Here is a 25,402-nt window from a genome sequence, read left to right as displayed (position 1 = left end):
ATGGCCTTGTGGGATTGGTTTGCTGATGCCTTGCGCGCGGCACCGGAACTGGCGATATTTCTGGCACTCGCCATCGGCTTCTGGGTAGGAGCCATCAAATTCGGAAAGATTAATCTGGGTGCAGTAACCGGCACACTGCTTGCCGGTGTCGTCATCGGGCAGATCGGCATTGAAATTTCGCCGCAGATTAAATCTATTTTCTTCATTATGTTCTTGTTTGCTGTGGGTTTTGGTGTGGGGCCGCAGTTTTTTCGTGGCATTGCCAGCGATGGTCTGCCGCAGGCCATTTTTGCGGTGGTGATTTCGCTGCTCTGTCTGTTGTCCGTTTATATTGCCAGCGTTGTCGCCGGTTTCGAGCCGGGTTCTGCTATCGGGCTGCTTGCCGGTTCGCAGACGATCTCGGCTTCTATCGGCCTTGCTACAGATGCGTTTAATCGTAGTGGTCTGGAGCCTGCGGAGATTAAAAGACAGCTTGATGCAATTCCGGTTGCTTATGCGGTGACCTATCTCTTCGGCACCATCGGCACCGGTATGATCGTTGCATTTCTGGGGCCTAAATTGCTGCGGATTAATCTGCAGGAAGAGTGCCAGCGTTATGAGCGTGAAATGTCGGTCGGTGCGCCGGCCACAGGGATTGAAACCGCATGGCATCAGTTTCTTGTCCGCTCCTTTATCCTGGAGCGGCCGGATATGGTGGCGGGCAAAACGGTGGCTGAAGCCGAGGAAATGTCAGGAAGCCGGATTTATCTGGAGCGCTTGCGGCGCGATGGTAAGATTATCGACTTTACGCCGGAGACGATTTTGCAAGTCGGCGATGTTATTGCCGTTTCCGGGCCGCATGAATCTATCGTGCGCTGGACGAATTATGCGGATGAAGTGGCGGACCATGAGCTGCTCGATATTCCGATTGAGCATGTTGATGTGGTGGTGACGAATAAAGGTCTGGCCGGTCGTTCGTTGATTGATCTATCTGAAGAACCATACGCACGCGGTGTGTTTTTGAAGAGGATCCGTCGCGGTTCGATGAGTGTGGATGTGCCGGTTAAAGCGCAGAGCAAAGTCTATCGCGGTGATATTGTCAGCATTACGGGCAGCAAAACCCATACGGATGCTGTTGTTAATGCAATCGGCTATGCTGATCGTCCGACCAGCGTAACCGATATGGTGCTGGTGGGCGCAGGTATCGTTCTCGGTGGTCTGATCGGTTCTATTGTCATTCCGGTCGGCGGTGTGCCGATTACATTGTCGACTTCAGGCGGCGCACTGATTGCTGGTCTGATTTTCGGCTGGCTGCGTAGTTTTACGCCGAAGATCGGGAATGTACCAAGCGCGACCGTTTGGTTTATGAACACGGCGGGTTTGAATATTTTTATCGCCGTTGTTGGTATCACCGCAGGGCCGACCTTTATCGCAGGGCTTAAAGAAGTCGGTTTTGAAATGTTCCTGTGGGGGATTTTTGCAACCGCGACTCCGATGCTTCTGGCACCTTATATCGGCAAATATATTTTCCGTTTTGATCCGGCGATCAATTTGGGCTGCTGTGGTGGTGCGCGCACCAGTACCGCATCGGTGGCAATGGTGGCAGAGGCCGCCAAGAGTAATGTCCCGATGCTTGGCTATACAGTTCCCTATGCAATCAGCAATACATTGCTGACAATGTGGGGCATGGTGATGGTTTTGTTGCTGCTCTAGCCCTTAAAGACAGTGTCAGTTGCAGCGCTTGTTTCAGGCTGCAACTGACAACCTCGCCTATATTCTCGCGTTTGAGAGGGGGGCAGGGAGGTCGCCGGAATAAATGCCAGCGCTATCCACAAGGCAACTTGCTATTCATTTTAAATATGAGTAAATAAGTCTAGTTATTTTGCATTGCGACTACGCTATTTATTTACAGGTTTTTTATGCCCCCCATGAACGCTGTCTTTGAACGGATTTATGTCAGGGAGCGTTTGCGTCTGAAACGGCTGGCAGCCCGTATTCTCGGCAATGCACAGGATGCCGAAGATATTCTGCACGATACATATGTTAAATTATCCAAACGTTCTTTAACCGAGAATGATAGCGGGCTGGTGGTTCGCACCGTTACCACGCTGGCTCTGGATCAGCTTCGCAGCCGCAAAATACATCCTGACACTGCCGGATATGAACCGCGTTATAGCGAGGTATCAGACCTTATCCAACCGGAGCGGATTATAGAGGCGCGTCATGAGCTTTTCGCTTTGCTGGATGTTATCAATGCCTTGCCGGAACGCCGTGCGCAGATCTTTCTGCTGGCCAGAGTGGACGGTATGACCTATCAGCAAATCGCGCATTATTTACAGCTTTCACTGAGTACGGTTGAAAAAGAAATGGCAGCGGCAATTGCTTACTGTCATAAATGGCAGCAAATGCGTGGTCAAAAATGATTGTTTTTGTCTGTCGTCAATTTGCAGGCAACTGCGTGCTCTATGGAAAATGCTTCACCTCATGCTGAAAACCAACAGTTCTGAACTTTTGACAGATGCTGCGATTGAAGATGCGGCACAATGGTTTGTAAGAATGAGCACTCAGCCGGTCAGTGCAGATGTGCAGCAGTCTTTTCAGGCATGGCTTGAGCAAAGCCCGATGCATGAGCTGGCCTATCAACAAACTGCGCAACTCTGGACGGATCTGAAAGCGCCTGCCCGTGAAGCTGCCAAGAGCGGCTGGCATCGTAAAAGACAGCAGCGGCCATTTGTGCGCAAACAATTTGCTAAGTGGAGCAGTATTGCAGCAGCAGCTGTGGTCGTCCTCACGTCAACTGCACTGTGGCGCGATGCAGGGCTGATACAGCGTGCTTTTGCTGAATATGCTGTAGCGCCCGGCACCTATAGCGAATTAACCCTGAGTGACGGATCACGCGTCTATCTGGATGGCGACAGTGCTATTAATACGAATTTCAGTGATGCGGAACGCAATGTCGAGCTGATCCGTGGTCGCGCATGGTTTGATGTGACACGGAATGAAAACCGGCCGTTTAATGTCAACGGCGGTACAACATCTGTGCATGTACTCGGCACAGCCTTTGCTGTTGAGCTGGAGCCTGACGTGACCAAAGTGACTGTTGAGCGCGGGCTGGTTGCGGTTCATTCCAAAGACAGGACGGACACCGTCCGGCTGGAAGCCGGAGACAGTGCTACGGTGACCAAAGACAGGATTGAGCAAATCCGCGATGGCAATGCGGAAGCCCGTCTCGCATGGCGGCGCGGCTTGATCATGATGAATCAGACACCGCTTAAAGCGGTGCTGCAAGAGCTTGGTAAATATACTGCGGGGCGTATTATTCTCAGCGATAAAGAGCTGGAAACTCTGCCGGTATCCGGCGTGTTTCAGGCACAAGATCCTGATGCGGTTTTTGATGCTCTGCGCAGCACGCTCAATCTGACCGTGGTGCGCGTGCCGGGTTTGATGACAATTATCTACCGGTAAAATTATTTTTACGGGTTTTATTCGGGCAAACCGTTCTTTCATTAAGGGCCTGACGTCCTTGAATTTGAACAGGAAACGTCCAGAATGAAGACCATCAGAACTGCGTTCACCGCCAGCGGTGTTTCGCTCATTGCGCTTATGTCCGCTTATCCGGCTGGTGCTTTGGCGCAATCCGCCACGACGGCACAGGATCGCGCCAGCTATAATTTTAATATTCCTGCGAAACCGCTGCTCACAGCATTGGCTGATTTTACGGCAACCACCGGCATACAGGTTGTGCGCCAGAATGGCGGGGCAATTTCCGGACAATCCGCAGCTGTGATCGGACGTCAGTCACCGGAAGCAGCACTCAAACGCGTTCTTGGTCATTCTAAACTACATTATCGTTTTGTCGACAGCCGCACAGTCAGCCTCTATGCGCCTGATGAAGCGCCCGCAACTGTCACTGGTGCGAATGCTGATGGCGCTACCCAGCTGAATATGATTACGATTACCACGCCTGCCGGAGCTATAGATGGCGCATCAGCCGTTTATTCCGCACCTAAATCCACGGTTTATCTCTCGGAAGAACAGATTAACCGCTATGGTTCGGTATCATCGGCCGATATGTTGAAAGGCTTGCCGGGTGTGCAGGTTGCAGATAGCCGTAACGGCGGCGGTCTTGATGTGAATATTCGCGGTGTACAGGGGCAAAGCCGTGTGGCTGTGACCGTGGATGGTTCCCAGCAATCACTTAATGTTTATCGTGGCTATGCCGGTACGCAGCAGCGTAGCTATATTGATCCCGATCTGATCAGCGATGTGGTGATCAGCAAGGGGCCTGACCTGGCACCAGCCGCAGCCGGTGCGATCGGTGGTGCGGTCAGAATGACGACCTTGCGCGTTCAGGATATTCTTAAACCCGGTCAGACTTTCGGTGTGCGTCTGAAAGGCGAATTATGGGACAACGGTGTGAAGCAGCCGTACCGTCCGGATCAGGTCAGTTCTGTATCCGAGCTTAACGCAGATGTACGGAGCGGTCGTCCTGATATTTTTGGCTCGGCAGCGAAATCCGGTAGTATTGCTGCCGCTTATACCAGTGATTTTGTGGATGTGGTTGCCGCCTATGCACGGCGCAATCAGGGCAATTACTTTGCCGGTAAACATGGTCGCGATAAATATCGCCAATTCTCCAAATCCGGCTATGAAGAGAACACGGTTGCCAAATCCTATAAGGCCGGAGAAGAGGTTTTGAACTCATCTTCACAAACGGAATCCGTGCTGCTGAAGGCGACAATCAAACCAACCGATGAACAACAGCTTGAGCTGAGTTACCGTTATTATGACGGACGTTTTGGTGAGGTCATGCCGTCGGATATTTTCCGTTTTGGTACCGCCGGGCTTTATCAGTATCCGACCGGCAGTATTGTTATCAATTCAGGCTCGGCACGCTATCAGTATAAACCAACCGATAATGATCTGGTTGATTTTAAAGCTAATTTCTGGATCACCAGCGCTAAAAGCGATCAGATCAACGCCACGAACGGACCGAAATCCCAGCAGGTCTATAAGAGCCCGGATCGCACATGGGTGCGTATGGATGATGTGCGTGTAGGTGGTGATCTCTCCAACCGGTCTGAATTTACCACGGAAGCCGGTGCCTTTGCGCTCGATCTTGGCGGTTCGTTCCAGTATGAAAATATCCGTCCGCAGAAAGATGTTGTGATCAGTGAGCATGACATCAACCAGAACCGCAATTTGCGTGACGGTTATCGTTCGGAAATCAGTCTGACCGGTAAACTTGAATATGAGCCGCGGGAGAATTTGCAGTTCTGGGCGGGCGGGCGTTATGGCCGCTACAGTTCGCATGACCGCAATGCACCATCCGTTGCACGCCGCGAAAAGGTGTTAGGCAAATGGATTTCTCTGTCCAGAGGCCCAGGCACATGGGACAGCATGTATTGGCGTGCGGATGAAAACGGACAGTTTACCGATGCCACCGATCCGCGTCTGAACAATGGTATTGCTTCTGCCGATACCAATAATCCTTTTGACGGTACGCCGTTTAATGAATATGGCACGCCGACTTATATGGCGGTGGGCAAAGCAGGGTATAATGAAATCGTAACAGGTTTTGACCGCGGTGAGAAAATGTCGAACAAAGGCAGTGGTTTTACACCGGCCTTTGGTGTGAATTACGAGATTATTCCGCAGACTTTCCTCTATGCCAGCTACACACAAGGTTACCGCCTACCGTCGCTGTTTGAAACCACGCTCGGCACCTTGCAGGTTGACCCTGCGACAGGTCTGAAACCTGAGCGTTCCCGCGCTATTGAGATTGGTGCCAGCACGACACAGGATGATCTGTTCATGCAGGGCGATACGGCGTCTTTCAAGCTCGCTTATTTCGACAATAACATCAAAAATTACATCAGCCGTTATTATGACCCGACATCCAACGGTCTGATGACGTTCAGCAATGCCGACAGCTATAAAGCGAACGGGCTTGAGTTCCAGTCGAGCTATGATAATGGCCGGATTTTTGCTGATCTTTCCGCGACGTATTATTTCAAAACGGAAACTTGTGATGCAAATTTCGCAGCGCGTTTGCGGGCAAGTGCCAATAAATATCAGCCGACCGAAAATACACCGGATTGCACCCCCGGCAGCTATATGGGGTCTTTCACTAATACACAGAACCCGCCGAAATATGCAGCAAATTTGACACTTGGCAGCCGTTTCTTTGAAGAAAAACTGACTATTGGTGGCCGTATGACCTATACATCAGGGCCGACCGAGACAATCGACAAGCCGTGGCAGACAGGTGCAACCACGCCGCAGATTATCTATAAGCCGGTTACGCTGTTTGATGCTTTTGTCAGCTATAAATTGCGTGAAGATGCCGTGTTCAATGCATCGGTGCAGAATATCGGGAACCGCTACTATCTGGATCCGCTGGCACAAAGTTTTATGCCTGCACCGGGACGCACGTATCGCGCTGGTTTCTCAGTTAAGTTCTGAGGCGAAATTCAGGTTCCGGTCACTCATATGGCCGGAACTTGTTGTATTTTACATATGATGCACCGGCTCTTGCCGTGTTTTACAACGCATTTTTCCGGCGTAATATGCTTCTTATCAGCGCTCAATGCGTGTGGAGAGTATGATTGACGACATTGTGCGCTCAACCCCTTCCAAGGCGCCGATCTGATCCAGCACACTGTCGAGTTCACCGATTGACGGTGCTTCAACAATCACAATCATATCAAAATTACCGCTGATTGAATGAACCGAGCGCACGGCCATCATGGTTTTGAGGCCGATTTCAACTTTTGGCGAGAATTTTGGCAGTGCAGTCACCAGTACATGGGCGCGTACCAGATGGCTCTCATGCTCTGACGATAATTTAACTGTGTAGCCGGTAATAATGCCGCGCTTTTCCAACCGGTCGATGCGGCTCTGTACTGTTGTGCGGGAGACTCCAAGCCGTCTGGCCAGCGTTGCTGTTGATGCCCGGGCATTCTCGCGTAAAAGAGCAATCAGGGCCATGTCGGCTTTTGTCGTCATTTTGAACCTCGTCAACGTCACTTCGACCAAATATATAGCGTCATTCCGTCGTTTTAGATACTTCTTTTTGACGAAATTTCTGCGACTCTATGCCATCATCTTTTGGTCGTGAATCATCATGTCCGAAAAATAATGCAGTATTATTAATGTGTTACATTTATTCGGGCAGGCAGTCATATCTGACGGGCGATAAATGGAACAGCAAGAGCAGTCAGTAAAGGTTCAGTCATGAAAGACGTCGTCGTCGTTGGTGCCGGTAAGATCGGTGTAACAATTGCACAGCTTCTGGGTAACACCGGTGATTATAATGTAACGGTAACAGACCGTTCGGAAGATCAGCTGAAAGCCCTCGCAGGCAAAAAGAACATCACAACGAAAGTTGTTGATATTGCTGATGCATCCGCTCTTGAAGCTGTTCTGGCTGGCAAATTTGCTGTTCTCAGCGCTGCTCCTTACCAGATGACAATCCGTATTGCTGATGCCGCTGCAAAAGCCGGCGTTCACTACCTCGACCTGACTGAAGACGTTGCAAGCACACGCCACGTTAAAGAACTGGCGAAAACCGCTAAATCCGCGTTCATTCCACAGTGTGGTCTGGCTCCGGGCTTCATCTCGATCGTTGCTTACGATCTGGCCAAGAAATTTGACAAGCTGGAATCCATTGGCATGCGCGTTGGCGCTCTGCCGCAGTTCCCGACCAACTCCATCACCTACAACCTGACATGGAGCACAGACGGCGTTATCAACGAATATATCGAGCCATGTGAAGCCATCGTAAACGGCAAACTGACACTGGTTCCTGCGATGGAAGAGCGCGAAGAATTCTCGCTCGAAGGCGTTCAGTACGAAGCTTTCAACACTTCCGGCGGTCTCGGCACTCTGGCAGAAACCCTCGAAGGTAAAGTTCGCACCCTGAACTACCGCACCATCCGTTACCCAGGTCATTGCGATATCTTCAAAACTTTGCTCAACGACCTCGGCCTGCGTCACCGCCGCGATGTATTCAAGGACATCCTTGAAACTGCAGTGCCTGGCACCCAGCAGGACGTTATCGTAATCTTCGTAACTGTAACCGGTTACAAGGATGGTCGTCTGACTCAGGAAACCTATGCAAACAAGGTTTACAACCAGACACAGGGCGATCTGGAAATGACCGGTATTCAGGTCACGACAGCTTCCGCTATCTGCGCTGTTGTTGATATGCTTGCTGACGGCAGCATTCCTGCACAGGGCTTCATGAAGCAGGAAGATATTGCGCTGGATAAATTCCTCGCAAACCGTTTCGGTAAAGTTTACGCCTAATTTAGTAAATTATTCCGGTTTTTGCATCTATTGATGCGAAACTGGAATAGCATGATGCAATGAGAAACGGGGCAAGGGCTTTCCTTTGTCCCGTTTTTCTGTTTAGCTGCGGGTTGAAATATCAGGTTTATTTTACGGGAGGTATTATGCGTAAATCTGTTTTGTTTGCAGGACTTTTGATTGCGTCATTTGCAGCTTCTGCCGGAGCGCAGGAAATCAAGGAAATCCGCATTGCTACAGAAGGCGCCTATCCGCCATTCAACTTTGTTGATGCCGATGGTTCGCTGAAAGGTTTTGACGTTGATATTGCCAACGCACTTTGCGAAGAAATGAAAGCAAAATGCACGATCGTTGCCAATGACTGGGATGGCATGATCCCGGGTCTGCAGTCCAATAAATTTGATGCGGTTATTGCATCGATGAGTATTACGGAAGATCGCCTGAAACAGGTTGATTTCAGTAATAAATATTATTCCACGCCGCTGGCGATCGTTGTCCCTAAAGACAGCCCGATTAAAGATACCAAGACAGAGAACTTTAAAGGTAAAACCATCGGCGCGCAGGGCGGCACAACACAGTCGATTTATGCTGAAGATGTGCTTGCCAAAGCGGGTGCGGATATCAAACTCTATCCGACCAATGATGAAGCTGTGGCTGATCTCGCCACCGGTCGTCTGGATGCTGTAATTTCTGACAAGTTCCCGATTGCAGACTGGGCGAAAACAACCGGTAAAGATTGCTGTATCATGCTGGAAGACGTGCCGGGAACACAGACAGAAACCGGTATTGCGCTCAAAAAAGGCAATGATGCTCTGAAGGCGCAGTTCAATACAGCTATTGATGGTATCCGTAAGAACGGCACCTATGCCAAGATCATGCAGAAGTATTTCGACTTCGATATTTATTGATCTGAAGGGTATTTGATACTTGCTTGATGAGCGCGCAGTTTTGCGCGCTCATTTCTCTTACTTCTGTTTTTCAGTCATTCCGTGGCACAACTTCCGGCCGGTATGCTCCGGTTTGCAGTTTATGACCCGCATTTTCCGGCCATCTCATGCGTAAATTCGATACAATCATTCTGGGTGCAGGCATTATCGGTGTCAGCACGGCACTTCATTTGCAGGCACGCGGTCATGCCGTTTGTCTGATCGACAGACAAGACCCGGGTGAAGGCACCAGCTATGGCAATGCCGGTCTGATTGAACGCTCAAGCGTTATTCCCTATTCCTTTCCGCGTGGCTTCGCTAATCTGGTAAAATATGCGCTGAATAACCGTTCAGATGTGCGTTATGATCTGGCCTATATGCCGAAAATGGCACCGTGGCTGTTTCAGTTCTGGCGCAATTCCTCACCGGAGCGACTGGCTAAAGCGACTGAAGCCATGCTGCCACTGGTGGAATCCTGCGTGACAGAACATGATTTCCTGATTGAACAGGCCGGTTGTGACAACCTGGTGCAGAGTAAAGGCTGGCTGGAGGCATTTTGCAGTGAAGAAGCGCTGAATAGTTTCATTAAAACTCTGCCGTCGCTGGATCGTTTTGGCCTGAATTATAAAGTGCTGGATCGTGCCGGCTTTGCTGCAACCGAACCTTCGATGCGCAATATTGCCGGTGCAGTGCATTGGCTTGATCCGAAAACGGTGCGTGATCCGTCCGCATTGGTCAAAGCCTATGCGGCTTTGTTTACACAGCGTGGCGGCATATTCCTGCATGGTGATGCCACAACTTTGCAACAGCAAAGCGATGGCTGGTCTGTGCGTGCATCTGAGCAGGTCACAGCACGCAATGTTGTTGTGGCTTTGGGGCCGCAATCGCATCTGATTTATCAGCAGGCTGGCATCAAGCTGCCAATGGCGGTTAAACGCGGCACGCATTTGCACTTTTCCATGGAAGATGATGCCGTACTTAATCACTCAGTTGTTGAGGTTGAAGGTGGTTATGTCATGGCGCCGATGCGTCAGGGGATGCGTTTGACCACCGGTATTGAATTTGGCTCACCGGATGCACCGGCTAATCGTATTTTGCTGGATCGTGCCGAGAAACGCGCGCGCAAAGTTCTGCCTTCCTTGGGTAAGCCGGTTGAAGCACAGCCATGGCTGGGACTACGTCCTTGTATGCCGGATATGTGCCCTGTTATCGGCGCTGTGCCGAATAAGGCGGGTCTATGGATGAATTTCGGTCATGCGCATCACGGGCTGACATTAGGGCCTGCGTCCGGTCGTTTGCTGGCGGAAATGATGACCGGTGAAAAGACTTTCATTCCGGCAGAGCCGTATTCTGTCAGTCGTTTTCTCTAGAGTATTTCCAGTTATGTTGTAGCATGCAACCTTGTCAACTTTGACAATATAAGCAAACTTGACAACCTGCCTGTGCAGTATCATCTTAAAGACAGGAGATGATTATGGCACAGACAACGCAAAGCACACCTGAGCATAAGAAAATGCAGCAGTCCTCTGCCGCTAATACCAAGGCACGCGCTACGACAAGTCGCGTAAAGCGCCAGCCTGCACTGCAAACTGCGGGCAAGGCTGTGGCGAAAGAGGCCTACCAGCCGGATGCCCGTGCGCTGGCTTTGCTGCGTGGTGTGGAAATTGCTCAGCAGGATTTACGCGAAGCTGGCGGTGCTTATACGCTGGAGCAGGTACGCTTGTTATTGCAGGGTATTTCCCGTCAGGCGGTGGATAAACGTGTTCAGGAGGGGACTTTGCTGGCTGTGCCTGGTCCAGCGAACCGTCGTGCCTATCCGACAATTCAGTTTCTCAATGACGGCAGTATTGTTGCCGGATTGAAAGCTGTGCGTCAGGCACTTGGTAGTGCTAACCCATGGTTTATACTGAATTTCCTGAGCAGGCCGGATGCGCGTCTCAACGGTAAAAAGCCAATTGAACTGTTGCGTCGCGGTGAAACGGAACCGGTGCTGGAAGCTGCACGGCTTAATGGTTTGCAAGGCGCGTGAGCGGGCCTCAACCGCCCTTAAATCTGGCTTCCCGACAGCCTGAACTGATTACTCTGGCTGCGGGGAGCAAGCTTTATCGCTTCTACACCGCTGCCTTTGAGCCGGTTTATTTTGACCGTTCAAATATGGGCAGGCTCAATGCACCGGATGCATCCTATGGCGTGCTTTATACTGCCGCTGCAACGGAAGGCGCATTTGCCGAAACATTCTTACGTGAACCAGGCCGCAGCCTGATTGATCTGGGTCTGTTACACAAAAAAGCGCATGTGGTTTTGGAGAATACTGCACCGCTGAAACTGGCAAAACTTGCCGGACGCGGTCTCGCTATCTTGGGAGCAACGGCAGAGGTTTTGCACAGTGGCTTGCCCTATGATGCGTCGCAAAACTGGTCAAAGGCGCTGCATAATCATCCGGAAAAAATCGATGGTATTGCCTATTATGCCCGCCATGATGACGAGCAGCTTTGCTATGCTTTGTTCGATCATTGTGCAGAACTTATAACGATCCAAACGAGACAGGAAGATCTCGATAAAGACTGGTTCTGGCAGATTGCCAATCACTATAATCTGGGTATCGCACCCTACTAATGAAAATACAAGGGAACTGAATTATGTCGGACAAAACTGCCAAAATCCTGATTACGGATCATCTGGAGTTGCGTCTTGATGCACAGGGCAGGCATCAATGGAATGAAATCCACCGCTATATTGAAGATAAAGGCGGGGTCTTTCACGATTATGGTTTGCAGGCAGGCGAGCAACTTACAGCCGGAAAATTACATTTTTTCTATTGCCCTGAGCTGAGCACTGAAGAGGAACTGATCACAGCTGCGGGACAGGGGCAATATGATGCGGTGATTGCTGCCGCCACCCGCATTCCGCCGCAATGCCTGTTTGCTGAGGGTGGTGTGCGCATTGGCGCAGGCACCGGCAATATGCAGTCGCAATCATGGGTCTCCGGGGCAGCGCCATTGATGAATACACCGGGCATCAACAGCCGTATTACCGCGCAGATGGTGCTGAAAGCACTTCTGCAATTTCGTCCTGATCTGGACACCGCCACACTTTATGCACAGGTGCTGAAAGGCAGCTTTGATACCGGTCGCGATCTGGCGCGTTTCCCGAGTTCCGGACTTGAAGGGTGCAAGATTGCCATTCTCGGCAGCGGCAATATCGGTATGGAAGTGGCAAAACTGGCGAAAGCCTTTGCTATGCATGTCACGATTTATGCACGGGAACATCATCGTCAGTGGATCGAAAGTCAGGGCTATGCCTATGCAGCCACACCCGAAGCTGCTGCGCAAAATTCTGATGTGCTGAGTGTGCATTTGGGGCTTGGTGTGCTGAATAAGGAGACGGGGCGCTACAGCAATCAGGATCTGGTCAACCATAGTGTACTGTCTGCAATGGCTGAAGGTGCTATGGTCATCAATTATGACCGTGGTGAGCTGGTGGATATCGCGGCATTGGACAGTCTGATGCAGAGCGGACATATCCGTAATGCTGCGGTTGATGCTGACCTGTTCGAAAAAGATGGTTTGTTGTCAGGACCGCTGGTTCCATATCTGCCACTGGCAAAAAAATATCCGGAAGCCATGTTGTTGTTGCCGCATGCGGCGGCAGATACTGACCACTCGTCACGACTTGCAGGCGCTAAACAAGCGGTTGATCAGATATTTGCGGCGATTACCGAACAGCGCATTATCAACGCAGTGGGTGCAGTGCCTGCCGGTTACAGCAATAGTGGTAGTCAGCTGCCACAAGGCATCGGACGGTCACAGCTTAAATTGAAACAGGGGAAGGAACGGGAATTTCTTAAATCCCTGTTTGAAACAGCTGTTCAGGCGGCTGATCCGCTGCATTGTCTCAAACCCTATTTGCCACAGGCACCAAAGGGCAGAACGATTGTAATCGGCGCCGGTAAGGGCGCTGCACAAATGGCGCAAGCCTTTGAGACCCTATGGGTTGAGGCCGGAAATCCTGCGCCGCAGGGCGTGGTTGTCACGCGCTATGGCTATGGCGCTGAGTGCCGTTTCATTAAAGTGCTGGAAGCTGCGCATCCGGTGCCGGATGAAGCGGGACTGGAAGCAGCAAAACAGTTGAAAGCTGTTTTACAAGACCTCCATAAAGATGATCTGGTCATCGCATTGATCTGCGGCGGCGGGTCTGCTCTGTTGCCTGCACCACCAGAGGGGCTGACATTGGCGGATGAGCAGGCGGTCAATGCCGCTTTGCTTGCCAGTGGTGCGCCGATCAGCGTGATGAATGCTATCCGTAAGCATGTCTCTACGATCAAAGGTGGCAGGCTTGCTGCCCTCGCAGGATCTGCCCGCATGGTCAGTCTGATTGTCTCGGATATTCCGGGGGATGATCCGGCACTGATTGCCTCGGGGCCGACGATTGCTGATCGTGCGACCCGCCATGATGCACTGAAATATATTGAACATTATAAGATGCAATTACCGGAAAAGGTAATGGCACATTTGCAAAGCGCTGCAGCCGATGCACCGCTGCCGGATGATACGGTATTTGCCCGTCACAGCCACCATATTATCGCCAGTGCAGCACAGTCACTGGCGGCGGCAGCAAAGTTGGCGGAAGAGCAGGGTGTTGAAACGCACATTCTCTCCGATGCTATTGAAGGTGAGGCGAAAGATATCGCGCTGATGCATGCGGCAATGGCACAATATCAGGCGCGTAATCGTCAGGCAGAACAACCTTTGTTGTTGTTGTCCGGCGGTGAAACAACAGTAACGCTCGGTTCCGGTTCTAAAGCCGGTAAGGGTGGTCGCAACAGTGAATTCATGCTGGCATTGGCGCTGAATATTGCAGGGAGTGCAAATATTCACGCTCTCGCTGCGGATACGGATGGCATTGACGGTTCGGAAAATAATGCCGGTGCTTTCGCGGATGGCAGCACAATTCAGCGCATGACAGCGCTGGGGTTGGATGCGAAGCAATATCTCGCAGGGCACGACAGCTGGAGCGCGTTTGATGCAAGCGGCGATCTGTTCGTGACAGGGCCGACCGGTACAAATGTCAATGATTTCCGTGCCATATTAATCAGCTAATCTTGCAGGTGGTGGACAGTCATCACCTGCTCTGCCATAATAGCGATCAAAGACAGGGGCGCCCGGATCATACCGGCTGAGAAGTACCCTTTGAACCTGAACCGGATAATGCCGGCGGAGGGAGTCAGATCAAAGGGCGTTATCGCAAGGCGAAAAATGGCACCCTTTATCAGACCCTCACCGTGGCGGAGGGCTGATATGAAAGATCTACCGGATTTCGGCATTGTGCTTGAAACCATGCGACGCCAGAAACCTCTCATACAATGCATCACAAATTTCGTAGCGATGAATACGGCTGCCAATGTGGTTCTGGCGGCCGGTGCTTCGCCTGCTATGCTGCATGCGCAGGAAGAAGCCGGAGAATTTGCCAAACTCTGCGGCGCAGTAACGATTAATATCGGCACGCTCTCGCCGCTTTGGGTGCAGGGGATGATCGCGGCGGTCACATCCGCCAATGCACATAATATTCCCTGGGTTTTTGATCCTGTTGCCCATTTTGCATCTACTTTCCGCAGAGAAGCTGCGCAGACTTTATTGGCGCTGAAACCGACAGTTATTCGCGGTAATGCGTCCGAAATTCTGACTCTTGCAGGCTTTTCCGCACTGGGCAAAGGGGCAGACAGCGGCGATGATGCCGGTAGCGCGCACCATGCGGCACAACAACTGGCACAGCAGTATCAATGCACGGTTGCAGTGACCGGTGCTTATGATCTGGTGACTGACGGGCACAGAACTTTGCGTATAGACGGCGGTTCACCGCTGATGCCGCAAGTGACAGCACTTGGCTGTGCGCTGACCTGTCTGACCGGTGCATTCGTTGCCTCTCATAGAGCTTCCGCTGTGGAAGCGACTGCAGCGGCTCTGGCCATGTATGCGGTGGCCGGAGAACAGGCGGCATTACAGGCGCAGGGGCCTGCCAGTTTTCAAATTCACTTCATCGATGCGCTTTATGCGCTTGACCCTACACAATTCCAGTCTCAGGCAAAGGTACAATTCTATGAAACAGTTTGATCTGTCGCTCTATCTCGTTCTCGACCGTGAGCTTTGCGGCAGTTTTGGCATGGTAGAAACCGCAATTGTAGCCGTGCGCGGCGGCGTCACAATGGTGCAGTTGCGTGACAAAGATGCCAGTCAGCAGGAGATGCTTGAAACAGCTAAAGCGCTGAAAACAGCGCTTGAAGGTACCAATGCCAAGCTGATCATCAATGATAATCTAGAGGTTGCGATTGCTATCGGCGCGGATGGTTTGCATATCGGCCAGCATGATGGTTCGCCGGAACAGGTACGGGAAAAGATCGGACCGGATATGATCCTTGGTCTTTCCGTGCAGACCGCTGAACTGGCTGCGAAAGCCGATAGTGCTGTTGTGGATTATCTGGGTATCGGCCCTGTCTTTCCGACCGCAACCAAGAAGAATTGCGCGCCCTCTATCGGTTTTGACGGGTTGAAGCGGGTTTACTCCCATAATGGTCTGCCTGCGGTAGCCATTGGTGGCATTAAACTCCCGCATGTGGATGATGTGCTGGAAACCGGTATGAATGGTCTGGCTGTTGTTTCCGCAATTTGCGGTCAGGCTCATCCTGAACAGCAAGCCCGTGCATTCAGCGCGGCTATCGCCGGTTTCCGTGCTGCAAAGGGATAAGCAATGAAAAATGTTCTTTCCCTTGCCGGTTCTGACCCGTCGGGCGGAGCCGGAATTCAGGCCGATCTGAAAACTTTCGCTGCCCGTGGCACTTATGGCATGGCGGCACTGACAGCGCTGACAGCACAGAATACGCAAGGCGTTTCCGGTGTTTTTGCTGTGCCTGCAGATTTCGTGGCACAGCAGCTCACAATGATTTTCAGTGATGTGCGGGTTGATGCAGTTAAAATCGGCATGATTGTGAATGCGGAAATTTCCGACCGCGTGGCGCAGCTCTTACAAGAGCAGCTGATTAAGCAGCGGGATTTGCAGATTGTGCTCGATCCGGTGATGATTGCCAAAGGCGGGGCGGCTTTGCTTGATCCACTGGCGGTAGAAAGCCTCACCCAAAAATTGTTGCCGCTGGCAACCTTACTGACGCCAAACTTGCCGGAAGCCGCTGCCATTCTTGGCATGCCGGTGGCTGAGAACCGTGAGGACATGGAGCGTCAAGGTCAGGCTCTGCTGGCTAAAGGTTGTAAGGCTGTGCTGATGAAAGGCGGGCATATGGCGGGTGAGCAATGCCCTGATCTGCTTTTGAGTGCGGAATATCATCTGTGGTTTGAAGCGCCGCGTGTTGAAACGCCGGATACGCATGGCACAGGATGCACGCTTTCCAGTGCTTTGGCTGCCGAACTGGCGAAAGGCAATGCATTGCCGGATGCGGTGCGTGAGGCAAAAGCTTATTTGCTGCGGGCAATCAGTGCCGCACACCGGCTTGAAGTGGGTATGAAAGATGAGGCTGGCCACTCACTCGGCCATGGCCCCGTGTTTCATTCGATTGACCAAATCAGAGCGCCGTGAGCCATATTGGGCTCACAAAGGTCGCTCTGACACTTTAAAATAGCTGACGAATAAAGGCTTCCTGAAAAATCAGGAAGCCTTTACTTTGCGGGCAATCAGCATGCCGGCAATCATCGCCGGAACAAAGATGAGTGTGCCGGTTGCAGCCAGACCCACAGTGGTAATCGCTGGCCCAGGGCAAATGCCGCCAAGTCCCCAGCCGATACCGAACAGAATAGCACCAATAACCAGTGATCTGTCGGGTTTACGATTGGCAGGCACATCAAAATTCATGGCGCAGACCGGTTTTTTGCGGGCAAAAATAACGCGAAAACCAATGAACGTGGTGACGACTGCTGCGCCCATGACGAGAGCTAATGACGGGTCCCAATTGCCGGCAATATCCAGAAAATTCAGCACTTTCTCAGGATTGGCAAGACCTGAGATCGCCAGTCCAAGCCCGAAGATCAGGCCGATAGCAAGATTAATCAAAAATGACATCGGTTATCTCCTTTATCCGATCAGATGGCGCATGATGTAGACGGTGATGAAACCGGCAGCCATGAATAAAGTGGTTGCGAGCAGGGAGCGCGGCGACAGCCGTGAAATACCGCATACGCCATGACCGGATGTGCAGCCGCTGCCCAAAACCGCGCCAAAGCCAACCAGCAAACCGGCAATAATCATCAGCACCGGATCGGAAGAAACTCTGATGACCGGTATATGGCCGCTAAAGAGCAGGTAAAGGAAAGGAGCAATCAGCAGTCCAAGCAAAAAGCCTGCGCGGGATAAAAAGCGATTGTCGCTATAGGGTGGGAAAAGCCTGCTGACAATGCCGCTGATACCAGCAATGCGCCCTTCAAAGAGCATCAGTAAAACTGCCGACAGGCCGATCAGAAGCCCGCCCGAAAGTGCAGACCACGGGGTAAAATTTTCCATGATAAAAACCTTTATCAACGCTCAGACGGCGCACAAAACAGTTGGTGCATCGTACGGATGAAGATTTTCACCCGTTCATCTGCGAGAGAATAAAACACGGCTTTGCCTTCCTTACGGGAGCTGACAAAACCGGCTGTGCGCAGCTCTGCCAGCTGCTGAGAGAGGCCGGGTTGCCGAATGCCTAGCATATCCTCCAGTTCCCGCACGGATTTTTCACCTTCAACCAAGGCGCAAGCCACCTGCAAGCGGTCGGGATTGGACAGTTTTTTCAGGAAGGCCGAGGCTTCGTTGACCCGTTCACGCAGCTCAGCGGCATCTGGTGCTGTGGCCATAGTCAGGTCGGTGTCTTCGATAAGAGTGCTCATGGCTTATTCCCAAGGTGCGCCGTCAAAACGGCCGAGAGGAATTTTGATATAACGCTGCCCGTTGCTTTCCGGCTCGGGCAGACGTCCGCCGCGAATATTGATCTGCAAGGCGTGGAGCATCAGTTTCGGGATTGGCAAAGTTGAATCCCGCGCCTGACGCGCCGCGACAAAACTGCTCTCATCACGATAGCGGCTGAGATGGATATTATCCTGTAATTGCTCACCTATGCGGGATTCCCAGCGCACTTCACGGCCATTCGGTCGGTAGTCGTGACCGGTGAACAGGCGGGTATCTACCGGCAAGTGCAGAATGATCTGGATACTGTTCCACAGTGCGGTTGCATCACCACCCGGAAAGTCGGCGCGCGCAGTGCCGCCGTCCGGCATGAATAATGTGTCGTGGATGAAGGCCGCATCACCGATGACATAGGTGATCGAAGCGAGCGTATGTCCCGGCGAGTGAATGACCCGTGCATTGAGATTGCCGATTTTGAATGTCTCACCATCTTCAAACAGATGATCCCATTGCGAGCCGTCGCAAGCGAGATCCGGCCAGTTATAGAGTTCAGACCAGATTTTCTGTACTTTTTTCACTTCCGCGCCAATAGCGGTCGGCGCTCCGGTGCGGGTTTTCAGATAATGCGCGGCAGACAGATGATCCGCATGCGGATGGGTGTCGAGAATTCGCACCAGACGGTAATTGCGACGTGCGATATAATCCAGCATTTCATCGGCATGATTGGTGGCAGTCTGGCCTGATTTTTCATCATATTCCAGCACCGGATCAATAATCACACAATCCAGTGTTTCAGGGTCGGCGACAACATATTGTACGGAGCCGGTACGCTGATCGTAAAATGCGGTAATGTCTGGTTTTTGCATCTCATACCTGCTTTCTATAGTTTTAATTAAATATAATTGATTGCAAAAAAATGCAATCATAAAAATCTATTTGTAGTATTGTTTTTCAAACCCGTAACGATTTATCGAAACCATAAGTTCCGTATGAAAAAAGCCGCCCTGAAAGTCAGGGCGGCTTGATTATGCAAAATATACTGTAAAGTCAGTTGCTTATGCAGCCTGAATTGCCGAGAGTTTCCAATCTTCGATACGGCCATTGGCAGGACGCACAAATGTCCAGACTTCAACGCTTTCCGAAACATCAGTGCTTTCGCCTTCGGCCAATTCACCTGTTTCGCGGTCAGCCATATAGTCAACGCTTTCATAGCGCATAGCAACGGTTGCGTAGTCTTTGCCTTCTTCGCTCCAGCCTTCTGATACGTCACCCTGTAGCAATTTCACATCGCTGACATGGTTACGCAGGCCGTTAGTGGCGTTTTCACCGAGTTCTTCGGCGAGGTAGGACATGGCTTCCGGTGTCGCGAGCTGGCGCAAAGTTGCGTAATTTTCCTGACCATAGGCCGTCTGAACTTCGGTCAACATTTTCTCGAAATGCTCAAGATCTTCCTGACCGACTGTCAGCGGCTTTTCTTCTACCGCAGGCTGCATCATGCTTGCGGCAGAAGCTGCGCCTGCATCTGCGCCAAAACCGGCTGACGGTACAGAGGTGGACGAACGGGCATTGGTGTTCTGTGTCTGCGCATCACGTTTGCCAAACTGAGTGCCGAAATTCTGGCCAAAGTTTTGTGCTGTTCTTGCAGAACCGGCACCGGCAGCAGCCGTCGCTGTTTTATTGCGGTTCGCAAAGAAGCGCATGGCCAGCATCGCCAGACCAGCGAAGAGAGCAACCTGCAGGATCAGGCCAAGGAAACCGGCCATACCGCCAAGACCATTGCCAAGCAGCATACCGATCAGACCACCAACCAGCAGACCGCCGAGCATGGATCGACCGAAATTATTGAAGAAGCCAGGCTTTGCCGCATTTGCCGCTGCCGCACCCTGTGCCGGACGTGTCTGCGCACCGGTATTCGGTGTCATCGAACGCTCAATAGGCGCCGCAGTATTCGGAGCTGTACGGGTTGGCGCTGGTGCCTGAAAGGTCTTGCTGCCGCGGCTGCCGAAGCCACCACCGCCCGCCCGTCTGGCATCGGCAATATCCATCGCCGAAAGCGATACAACGAGCGCCAGTCCGAGTGCGACTGTGAACTGGCCTAAACGTGAGGTGGCACGGAACATATGTGTCTCCTGAAAAAAGTTATTTGGAGGCATATAGGAAGACAAATTTTCAATTGTAAGTGCCTGTAATAAAAAAACGCTGTATTTCAGGTAATTTAACGGATGTTAAGAAGGCTATGCAGAGTTTTGAACTGATATCTATGGTTTCAAACCTGCGTCGCATTGATTTTTGCTGCGGCGCTGTCGCATAGTCTGAACAAAGATTTTGATCCGGAATTTCAGGAGCTGATTTGACCTATCGCTTCATTCACGCGGCAGATATTCATCTGGATTCTCCGCTGCGTTCCCTCGCTTTACGCAATCATGAGCTTGCAACGCTGGTTGGTAATGCGACACGCCGTGCTTTTGAGCATATCATTGATTTGGCATTAAGCGAGCGCGTCAATGCGCTGCTAATTGCCGGCGATCTGTATGACGGCGATCAAACCTCGATGAAAACAGCGCGTTTTCTGGCAGAACAGCTGCGCCGTCTGGATCAGGCGGGGATTGATGTGTTTATCATTCGCGGTAATCATGATGCGCTGTCCAAAATTACCAAGGAGCTCATTCTGCCGGAGCGCGTACAGATTTTTGACCGCAAAGCGCGCGCGATCACAGTCACTGCGCCTGACCATGACCAGCCTGTGGTTTTTCACGGGCTTAGCTTTGCCAAGCCGCATGCACCGGATAGTCTGCTGCCGCAATATAGCCTTCCGGTGAGCGGTGCCGTGAATATCGGCCTGATGCATACTAGCCTGAATGGTGCGGAAGGGCATGATCTTTATGCGCCGGTCAGTGTGAGCGATTTGCAGTCGCATGGTTTCCATTATTGGGCGCTCGGCCATATTCATAAACGTGCGGTCTATGCGCCGACAAGTCAGTATAACAGTACTGTGGTCATGGCCGGGAATCCGCAGGGGCGCGATATCAATGAGGCCGGTGCAAAATCCGTAACGCTTGTGACGATTGACGATAGCGGCACAGTCCATACGGAAGAGCGTCTGACATCCATTGCGCAGTTCGAGCGTGTGAGCGTGGATGTCTCTGCTTGCGAGGATTGGCGAGCTGTTATTCAGGTAGTCAATGAGGCACTGGAGGCAAAGCGTGAAGTCACAGCGAGTGAACATCTGGTAGTGCGCTTGCATCTCACCGGCTCCACCGCTTTGGCATGGCAAATGCGCCGTGACCATGATCTTCTATTGACCGAGGCAGAAGACCGGGCAGCGCAAATTGGCGATTGCTGGATTGAGAAGTTGGAAATCGACTGTACACCGCCACGAAAAAACCAGCCAAGCGATTTGATGCTTACGGCTGATCCTTTGCATGAACTGGGCAGGTTGATTACGGATGAACTGGCTGCTTCTCCGGTGTTTCAGAGTGGTCTTGCAGACCAGATGGATGCCTTGGTGAAGAAGCTGCCTGCCGAAATTCGAAGTCATTTTGGGAATGATGAAGCACAGGCACAGGTGCTGATTACGGAATTGTTGCAACTTGGCAGTGAGGATGTGCTGGCAGAGTTGAGTGCAGCTGCCCGAGCAGCTACTCAGACAGAGGAACAGGCATAATGCGGATTAATCGTCTGGATCTCACCCGCTATGGCCGGTTTACCGATCATGTGCTGGATTTTGGCACAACCGGTGGCACGCCTGATCTGCACATTATCTACGGGCCGAATGAGGCTGGTAAATCCACTACGTTTGCAGCGCTGCTTGATTTGCTTTTCGGGATTGAGCATAAAAGCCGTTATAATTTCCTGCATCCCTATCCCGCGATGAAAATCGGCGCTTCACTGCAATTGCAGGGGGCAGCGCAGGAGCTGGTACGCACCAAAGCCCGTGTCAACAGCCTGCAGGATGATACAGGCCGCGCTTTGCCGGATACGTTGATTTCTGCGGAACTCGGCGATATCGACCGTGATGCCTATCGCATGATGTTTTCACTTGATGATGATACGCTGGAGCAGGGCGGCGATGCGATCCTCGCCAGTAAGGGTAATCTGGGTGAGTTGCTGTTTTCTGCCAGTGCCGGTCTTGCGGGGCTGAGCCAGAATTTAGGCATTTTGCGCAGTCGTGCCGATCAATTTTACCGTTCCGGTGCCCGCAGCGGCGAATTGACTGATCTCAAAGCGAAACTACAAGAGATTGAGGCTGCCAAAGCGGAACTGGATGCAAAAAGCTCGGCGCAAATTTATGGCAAGCTGAGCGACAGCTATCGTCAGGCTGAAGCAGAGTATCAGCAGGCGCTGAGCGCGCATGGACAAACGAGACACCGGATTGCTGAGATTGAGGCACTGCTCAATGCCTTGCCGCACTATCACCGCTTGCATCACCTGCGGGATGAACTGGATGTTTTTGCAGATATTCCTGCGGCGCCTGCCGGTTTTGCCGATGAACTGCCACGTCTGATGATTGATGATGCGGAACTGCGTGTCCGGCTTGAAAACCAATCCTCCGCAGTGGCTCTGCTGGAACAGGACATAGCCGCCATTCATCCGGATGAAAATGCTTTGCAACTTGCCGGTTCTGCGGGGCAATTGCAGATTCTGCGCGCACGGTTTCTAACGGCTGCAAAAGACCTGCCGGAGCGTGAAACGGTGTTACGTGCCGAGCAGCATAAGATTGAAGGGCTGCTGATCCGTCTCGGGCAGGATATCAAAACCGATCCACGTCAATTGCTGATTAATATCCAGACTGAAACAGCATTGCGCAGCCTGATTGAACGTCGCTCAGGGATTGCCGCAACGCTGCAATTGACGGGCAAAGAACTGGTTGCGGCTGACGACAGGCTGAAACTGGCGCAGGAGAAAATCGAGCAAAGCGGTATAGTGCAAGGCGCGACTGATCCTGTACAGATACGTGGCCTGAACGATCTGCTGATCCGGTTGCGGGGTGAAGATCTGAATAATGGTTTGCGGCAGGCAGATCAAAATGCACGGGAAGAAGAAGCGCAGCTACGGGAATTGTGGCACTCGCTTGCCTATCGGCAGAGTGATTTTGATGCGGATTTGACAGTGCTTGCCGCGCTGGTGGTGCCTGAAGTATCTGAGGTTGAGGGTGCAGGGCAGGGAATGCAGGCACTGCAAAACCGCTTGCAACAAGCGCAGGATAATCAGGCTAAAAACACCGATGAAATGGTGGTTTTACAGGCGCAGTTGCAGGCTTTGCAGCAGCATAGTCTGGTGATGACGCAGGATCAGGCGACAGAATTGCGCAATAAGCGTAATGCCGCATGGCAACAGCATCGCAAGAGCCTCAATAATGAAACCGCAGACGCGTTTGAAAGCTATCTGACGCAGGACGATCACGCAGTACATAGCCGACTGACACAGGCAGCGGAATTTGCGCGTGCCATGCAGTTACGGGAGCGGCTTGCGGTATTGGATGCCCAGAACGCACATTTGCAAAATTCTGTTTCCGGCATGGATGCAGAGTTACAAGCGGAGAAAGCGCGTCTGGCTGAGTGGCAGCAGCAATTGGTGCCTGCCTGCTTAGGGGAGTTGTCCGCCGATAGTCTTGTGCGCTGGATGGAAAAACGGAGCGCTGTCTTGCAAAAACGCCAGCTTTGGTTGCGTGCTTGCCGGATGCGTGATGAAAAACGCACACAGATCAGGCAGGCTGAGGCCGATTTGACCAGCGCGTTAGAAAAAGCGGGTCTGGGCGTTTCCGACACTGAGTTGAGCAGTTTGCAAGCACAGGCCGCAGCCTTGAATGATGGTTTTCAGCATCAGGCAGCGTTGCAGGCAGAATTGTCGGAGCGGCAACAAGAGCTGCATCGCCGTCGTAAAGAGGCTGATGATATTCAGGCGCAGGATGTGCAGTGGCAACAAGAGTGGCGTGTTGCTTGCGGCAAGACATGGTTTGCGCTGGGGCTTGGGCTGGGGTTTGACCAAGAGCTTGGGCAAGGTCAGGGGGATATTGTACCGGCGCTCGATCAGGTGCGGGAAATCCTCAACTTAACGGCAGAACTGGCGCCTGCTTTGGAACGCAGCAATGATCTGGCACAGCGCATTGGTGCTATGCGTGACGATCAGGCGGCTTATCGCACTGAAGCAGAACTCTTGGCGCAACGCCTCGGCCTGTCCTTGCATAATGCCGCAGGTGATAGTGTGCCTGTTACTGAACTGGCACAGCATAGCGAACTGCATATCCGTAAAGCAGAGGAAGAGCAGCAAAAACTGCATGAGCTGCAAGGCAGGCTGGCAGAGGCTGAGCAGCAGATGCAACATCTGAACCAGCAATCTGAAGTTTTGAATGCCAGAAAACAAGCCATGCTTACGCAATTGCAGGCTGATACGCTGGAAGATGCCGGTTTTAAAATCCAGGCGGCAGCAAAGAAAAAGCAGCTTGAACAATCACTTGCAGATGAAGAGCAGACAATCACACACCTGCTGAAACTGGCTCACGCAACAGAGGCTGAGGAACTGCTCGCGCAGGCAGATAGTGCTGAGCTTAAAACACAATTACTGGCTCTACGTGATGAGGATGATGCGCAGGATCAGCATAAGCAGGAACAATACCGGCTAAAAATGCAGGCCGAGCAATTTTTGCGCGAGGCTCAGGCCGGTGATGATGGTGCTGCAAAACTCGATGAGCAGCGCCGCACGCTTTTGCTGGAGATTGAGGAAAAGTCGAAGCAGTATTTGCGTCTGCGCTTTGGTATCAGTGCAGCCGAGCAGGCCTTGCATTTATACCGCGATCAGCATCGCTCATCCATGATGGCGCAGGCGTCAGAAGCCTTTAAGACCATCAGTCAGGGCAGTTACCGGCAGCTGACGACACAGACCGACAAGGACAGCGAAATCCTGATCGCTGTGGCTGCTGATGGCAGTTCAAAAACGGCGGATGAATTGTCTAAAGGCACGCGGTTCCAGCTATATCTGGCTCTGCGTATTGCCGGATATTACGAATTTGTTGCGCAGCGTCCGATGCCATTTATTGCCGATGATATTATGGAAACATTTGACGATGATCGTGCGCGGGAAACCTTCCGGATTTTCACACAAATGGCTGACAAGGGACAGGTTATCTATCTGACCCATCATCAGCATTTATGTGACATAGCACAGGACGTCTATCCGGGTGTGCATCTGCATCAGCTGTGATGTGATAGAGCATTTCGCATTTACATTAGATCATTAAAAAACGCTCTATCTTACTGTTTTTACGCATGTCTCCCAAAACCGGTGTCCGTTTTTGGGAGACATGC

At 51.8% G+C, this 25,402-nt stretch carries 21 protein-coding genes, 1 pseudogene and 1 riboswitch; of the genes and pseudogenes, 16 read left to right on the top strand and 6 right to left on the bottom strand.

The features are described from left to right. The 4 genes from aspT to QUF18_RS06630 all read left to right on the top strand — a co-directional run bounded on the left by aspT (position 1) and on the right by QUF18_RS06630 (position 6,444). The gene (gene aspT, locus QUF18_RS06645; protein WP_289386293.1) at positions 1-1,692 is read left to right on the top strand and encodes an aspartate-alanine antiporter; all 1,692 of its coding nucleotides are present in this window, start codon (positions 1-3) and stop codon (positions 1,690-1,692) included. 206 nt (positions 1,693-1,898) lie between these two features. Continuing rightward, on the top strand, positions 1,899-2,402 hold the full coding sequence (locus QUF18_RS06640; RefSeq protein ID WP_289386292.1) for an RNA polymerase sigma factor: 504 nt from the start codon (positions 1,899-1,901) through the stop codon (positions 2,400-2,402). Positions 2,403-2,463: 61 nt separating this feature from the next. Then, positions 2,464-3,444 (top strand): FecR family protein, encoded by a 981-nt coding sequence (locus QUF18_RS06635; protein ID WP_289386291.1) that lies wholly within the window; start codon positions 2,464-2,466, stop codon positions 3,442-3,444. An 84-nt stretch (positions 3,445-3,528) separates the two neighbouring features. After that, positions 3,529-6,444 carry a TonB-dependent receptor gene (locus QUF18_RS06630; protein WP_289386290.1) on the top strand — a complete coding sequence of 972 codons (2,916 nt, stop codon included), beginning with the start codon at positions 3,529-3,531 and terminating at the stop codon, positions 6,442-6,444. A gap of 114 nt (positions 6,445-6,558) precedes the next feature. On the opposite strand, the gene QUF18_RS06625 is transcribed toward QUF18_RS06630, so the two are convergent. Then, positions 6,559-6,987 (bottom strand): Lrp/AsnC family transcriptional regulator, encoded by a 429-nt coding sequence (locus QUF18_RS06625; protein WP_289386289.1) that lies wholly within the window; start codon positions 6,985-6,987, stop codon positions 6,559-6,561. Between the two features lie 228 nt (positions 6,988-7,215). Here QUF18_RS06625 and QUF18_RS06620 point away from each other — a divergent pair, with 228 nt between their 5' ends. The 10 genes and pseudogenes from QUF18_RS06620 (at position 7,216) to thiD (ending at position 16,799) form a co-directional block, all read left to right on the top strand. Continuing rightward, positions 7,216-8,289, top strand: coding sequence for a saccharopine dehydrogenase family protein (locus tag QUF18_RS06620; protein WP_289386288.1), 1,074 nt, complete (start codon positions 7,216-7,218; stop codon positions 8,287-8,289). 146 nt (positions 8,290-8,435) lie between these two features. Then, complete coding sequence (locus QUF18_RS06615) at positions 8,436-9,197, top strand: ABC transporter substrate-binding protein (protein ID WP_289386287.1); 762 nt, start codon at positions 8,436-8,438, stop codon at positions 9,195-9,197. Between the two features lie 146 nt (positions 9,198-9,343). Next, positions 9,344-10,585 carry an NAD(P)/FAD-dependent oxidoreductase gene (locus QUF18_RS06610; protein ID WP_289386286.1) on the top strand — a complete coding sequence of 414 codons (1,242 nt, stop codon included), beginning with the start codon at positions 9,344-9,346 and terminating at the stop codon, positions 10,583-10,585. Between the two features lie 104 nt (positions 10,586-10,689). Continuing rightward, positions 10,690-11,244 (top strand): hypothetical protein, encoded by a 555-nt coding sequence (locus tag QUF18_RS06605; RefSeq protein WP_289386285.1) that lies wholly within the window; start codon positions 10,690-10,692, stop codon positions 11,242-11,244. Then, positions 11,241-11,831, top strand: a complete 591-nt coding sequence (locus QUF18_RS06600) for an RES family NAD+ phosphorylase (protein WP_289386284.1) — start codon at positions 11,241-11,243, stop codon at positions 11,829-11,831. Before QUF18_RS06605 ends, QUF18_RS06600 begins: the two co-directional genes overlap by 4 nt. Before the next feature lie 23 nt (positions 11,832-11,854). Then, positions 11,855-12,847 (top strand): annotated as a pseudogene (locus tag QUF18_RS20370) (NAD(P)-dependent oxidoreductase); the annotation flags it as partial. A 183-nt stretch (positions 12,848-13,030) separates the two neighbouring features. Continuing rightward, entirely contained in the window at positions 13,031-14,314 is a 1,284-nt protein-coding gene (locus QUF18_RS06590) for a glycerate kinase type-2 family protein (RefSeq protein ID WP_289386490.1), read from the top strand. Between the two features lie 44 nt (positions 14,315-14,358). Continuing rightward, positions 14,359-14,454, top strand: a riboswitch (TPP riboswitch). 58 nt (positions 14,455-14,512) lie between these two features. Continuing rightward, a complete protein-coding gene (thiM, locus tag QUF18_RS06585; RefSeq protein WP_289386283.1) occupies positions 14,513-15,325 on the top strand; it encodes a hydroxyethylthiazole kinase in 813 nt (270 codons plus the stop codon). Beyond that, complete coding sequence (gene thiE / locus QUF18_RS06580) at positions 15,312-15,956, top strand: thiamine phosphate synthase (RefSeq protein WP_289386281.1); 645 nt, start codon at positions 15,312-15,314, stop codon at positions 15,954-15,956. Before thiM ends, thiE begins: the two co-directional genes overlap by 14 nt. A 3-nt stretch (positions 15,957-15,959) precedes the next feature. Then, positions 15,960-16,799, top strand: a complete 840-nt coding sequence (gene thiD, locus QUF18_RS06575; protein WP_289386280.1) for a bifunctional hydroxymethylpyrimidine kinase/phosphomethylpyrimidine kinase — start codon at positions 15,960-15,962, stop codon at positions 16,797-16,799. Between the two features lie 69 nt (positions 16,800-16,868). Here the strand turns inward: thiD and QUF18_RS06570 are convergent, their stop codons facing one another. From QUF18_RS06570 to QUF18_RS06550, 5 genes are all read right to left on the bottom strand, one after another. Continuing rightward, entirely contained in the window at positions 16,869-17,279 is a 411-nt protein-coding gene (locus QUF18_RS06570) for a DUF6691 family protein (protein ID WP_289386278.1), read from the bottom strand. A 12-nt stretch (positions 17,280-17,291) separates the two neighbouring features. After that, the gene (locus tag QUF18_RS06565) at positions 17,292-17,717 is read right to left on the bottom strand and encodes a YeeE/YedE family protein (RefSeq protein ID WP_289386277.1); all 426 of its coding nucleotides are present in this window, start codon (positions 17,715-17,717) and stop codon (positions 17,292-17,294) included. Positions 17,718-17,731: 14 nt separating this feature from the next. After that, positions 17,732-18,082 (bottom strand): ArsR/SmtB family transcription factor, encoded by a 351-nt coding sequence (locus tag QUF18_RS06560; RefSeq protein ID WP_374807011.1) that lies wholly within the window; start codon positions 18,080-18,082, stop codon positions 17,732-17,734. Positions 18,083-18,085: 3 nt separating this feature from the next. Then, positions 18,086-18,964 (bottom strand): MBL fold metallo-hydrolase, encoded by an 879-nt coding sequence (locus QUF18_RS06555; protein WP_289386276.1) that lies wholly within the window; start codon positions 18,962-18,964, stop codon positions 18,086-18,088. 189 nt (positions 18,965-19,153) lie between these two features. Then, positions 19,154-20,218 (bottom strand): Tim44 domain-containing protein, encoded by a 1,065-nt coding sequence (locus QUF18_RS06550; RefSeq protein WP_289386275.1) that lies wholly within the window; start codon positions 20,216-20,218, stop codon positions 19,154-19,156. A gap of 230 nt (positions 20,219-20,448) precedes the next feature. Here QUF18_RS06550 and QUF18_RS06545 point away from each other — a divergent pair, with 230 nt between their 5' ends. Together QUF18_RS06545 and QUF18_RS06540 are read left to right on the top strand one after the other, a co-directional pair. After that, complete coding sequence (locus QUF18_RS06545; protein ID WP_289386274.1) at positions 20,449-21,762, top strand: metallophosphoesterase family protein; 1,314 nt, start codon at positions 20,449-20,451, stop codon at positions 21,760-21,762. Further along, complete coding sequence (locus tag QUF18_RS06540; RefSeq protein WP_289386273.1) at positions 21,762-25,298, top strand: ATP-binding protein; 3,537 nt, start codon at positions 21,762-21,764, stop codon at positions 25,296-25,298. Before QUF18_RS06545 ends, QUF18_RS06540 begins: the two co-directional genes overlap by 1 nt. Positions 25,299-25,402 lie beyond the last annotated feature (104 nt).

It is taken from the genome of Pseudochrobactrum kiredjianiae (assembly GCF_030362795.1).
GTDB lineage: Bacteria > Pseudomonadota > Alphaproteobacteria > Rhizobiales > Rhizobiaceae > Pseudochrobactrum > Pseudochrobactrum kiredjianiae.
This window is presented reverse-complemented; position numbering and strand designations above follow the sequence as displayed.

Coding starts and splice junctions, on each gene's coding strand:
- aspT (WP_289386293.1), top strand. CDS start 1: ATGGCCTTGTGGGATTGGTTTGCTGATGCCTTGCGCGCGGCACCGGAA.
- QUF18_RS06640 (WP_289386292.1), top strand. CDS start 1,899: ATGCCCCCCATGAACGCTGTCTTTGAACGGATTTATGTCAGGGAGCGT.
- QUF18_RS06635 (WP_289386291.1), top strand. CDS start 2,464: ATGCTGAAAACCAACAGTTCTGAACTTTTGACAGATGCTGCGATTGAA.
- QUF18_RS06630 (WP_289386290.1), top strand. CDS start 3,529: ATGAAGACCATCAGAACTGCGTTCACCGCCAGCGGTGTTTCGCTCATT.
- QUF18_RS06625 (WP_289386289.1), bottom strand. CDS start 6,987: ATGACGACAAAAGCCGACATGGCCCTGATTGCTCTTTTACGCGAGAAT.
- QUF18_RS06620 (WP_289386288.1), top strand. CDS start 7,216: ATGAAAGACGTCGTCGTCGTTGGTGCCGGTAAGATCGGTGTAACAATT.
- QUF18_RS06615 (WP_289386287.1), top strand. CDS start 8,436: ATGCGTAAATCTGTTTTGTTTGCAGGACTTTTGATTGCGTCATTTGCA.
- QUF18_RS06610 (WP_289386286.1), top strand. CDS start 9,344: ATGCGTAAATTCGATACAATCATTCTGGGTGCAGGCATTATCGGTGTC.
- QUF18_RS06605 (WP_289386285.1), top strand. CDS start 10,690: ATGGCACAGACAACGCAAAGCACACCTGAGCATAAGAAAATGCAGCAG.
- thiM (WP_289386283.1), top strand. CDS start 14,513: ATGAAAGATCTACCGGATTTCGGCATTGTGCTTGAAACCATGCGACGC.
- thiE (WP_289386281.1), top strand. CDS start 15,312: ATGAAACAGTTTGATCTGTCGCTCTATCTCGTTCTCGACCGTGAGCTT.
- thiD (WP_289386280.1), top strand. CDS start 15,960: ATGAAAAATGTTCTTTCCCTTGCCGGTTCTGACCCGTCGGGCGGAGCC.
- QUF18_RS06570 (WP_289386278.1), bottom strand. CDS start 17,279: ATGTCATTTTTGATTAATCTTGCTATCGGCCTGATCTTCGGGCTTGGA.
- QUF18_RS06565 (WP_289386277.1), bottom strand. CDS start 17,717: ATGGAAAATTTTACCCCGTGGTCTGCACTTTCGGGCGGGCTTCTGATC.
- QUF18_RS06560 (WP_374807011.1), bottom strand. CDS start 18,082: ATGAGCACTCTTATCGAAGACACCGACCTGACTATGGCCACAGCACCA.
- QUF18_RS06555 (WP_289386276.1), bottom strand. CDS start 18,964: ATGCAAAAACCAGACATTACCGCATTTTACGATCAGCGTACCGGCTCC.
- QUF18_RS06550 (WP_289386275.1), bottom strand. CDS start 20,218: ATGTTCCGTGCCACCTCACGTTTAGGCCAGTTCACAGTCGCACTCGGA.
- QUF18_RS06540 (WP_289386273.1), top strand. CDS start 21,762: ATGCGGATTAATCGTCTGGATCTCACCCGCTATGGCCGGTTTACCGAT.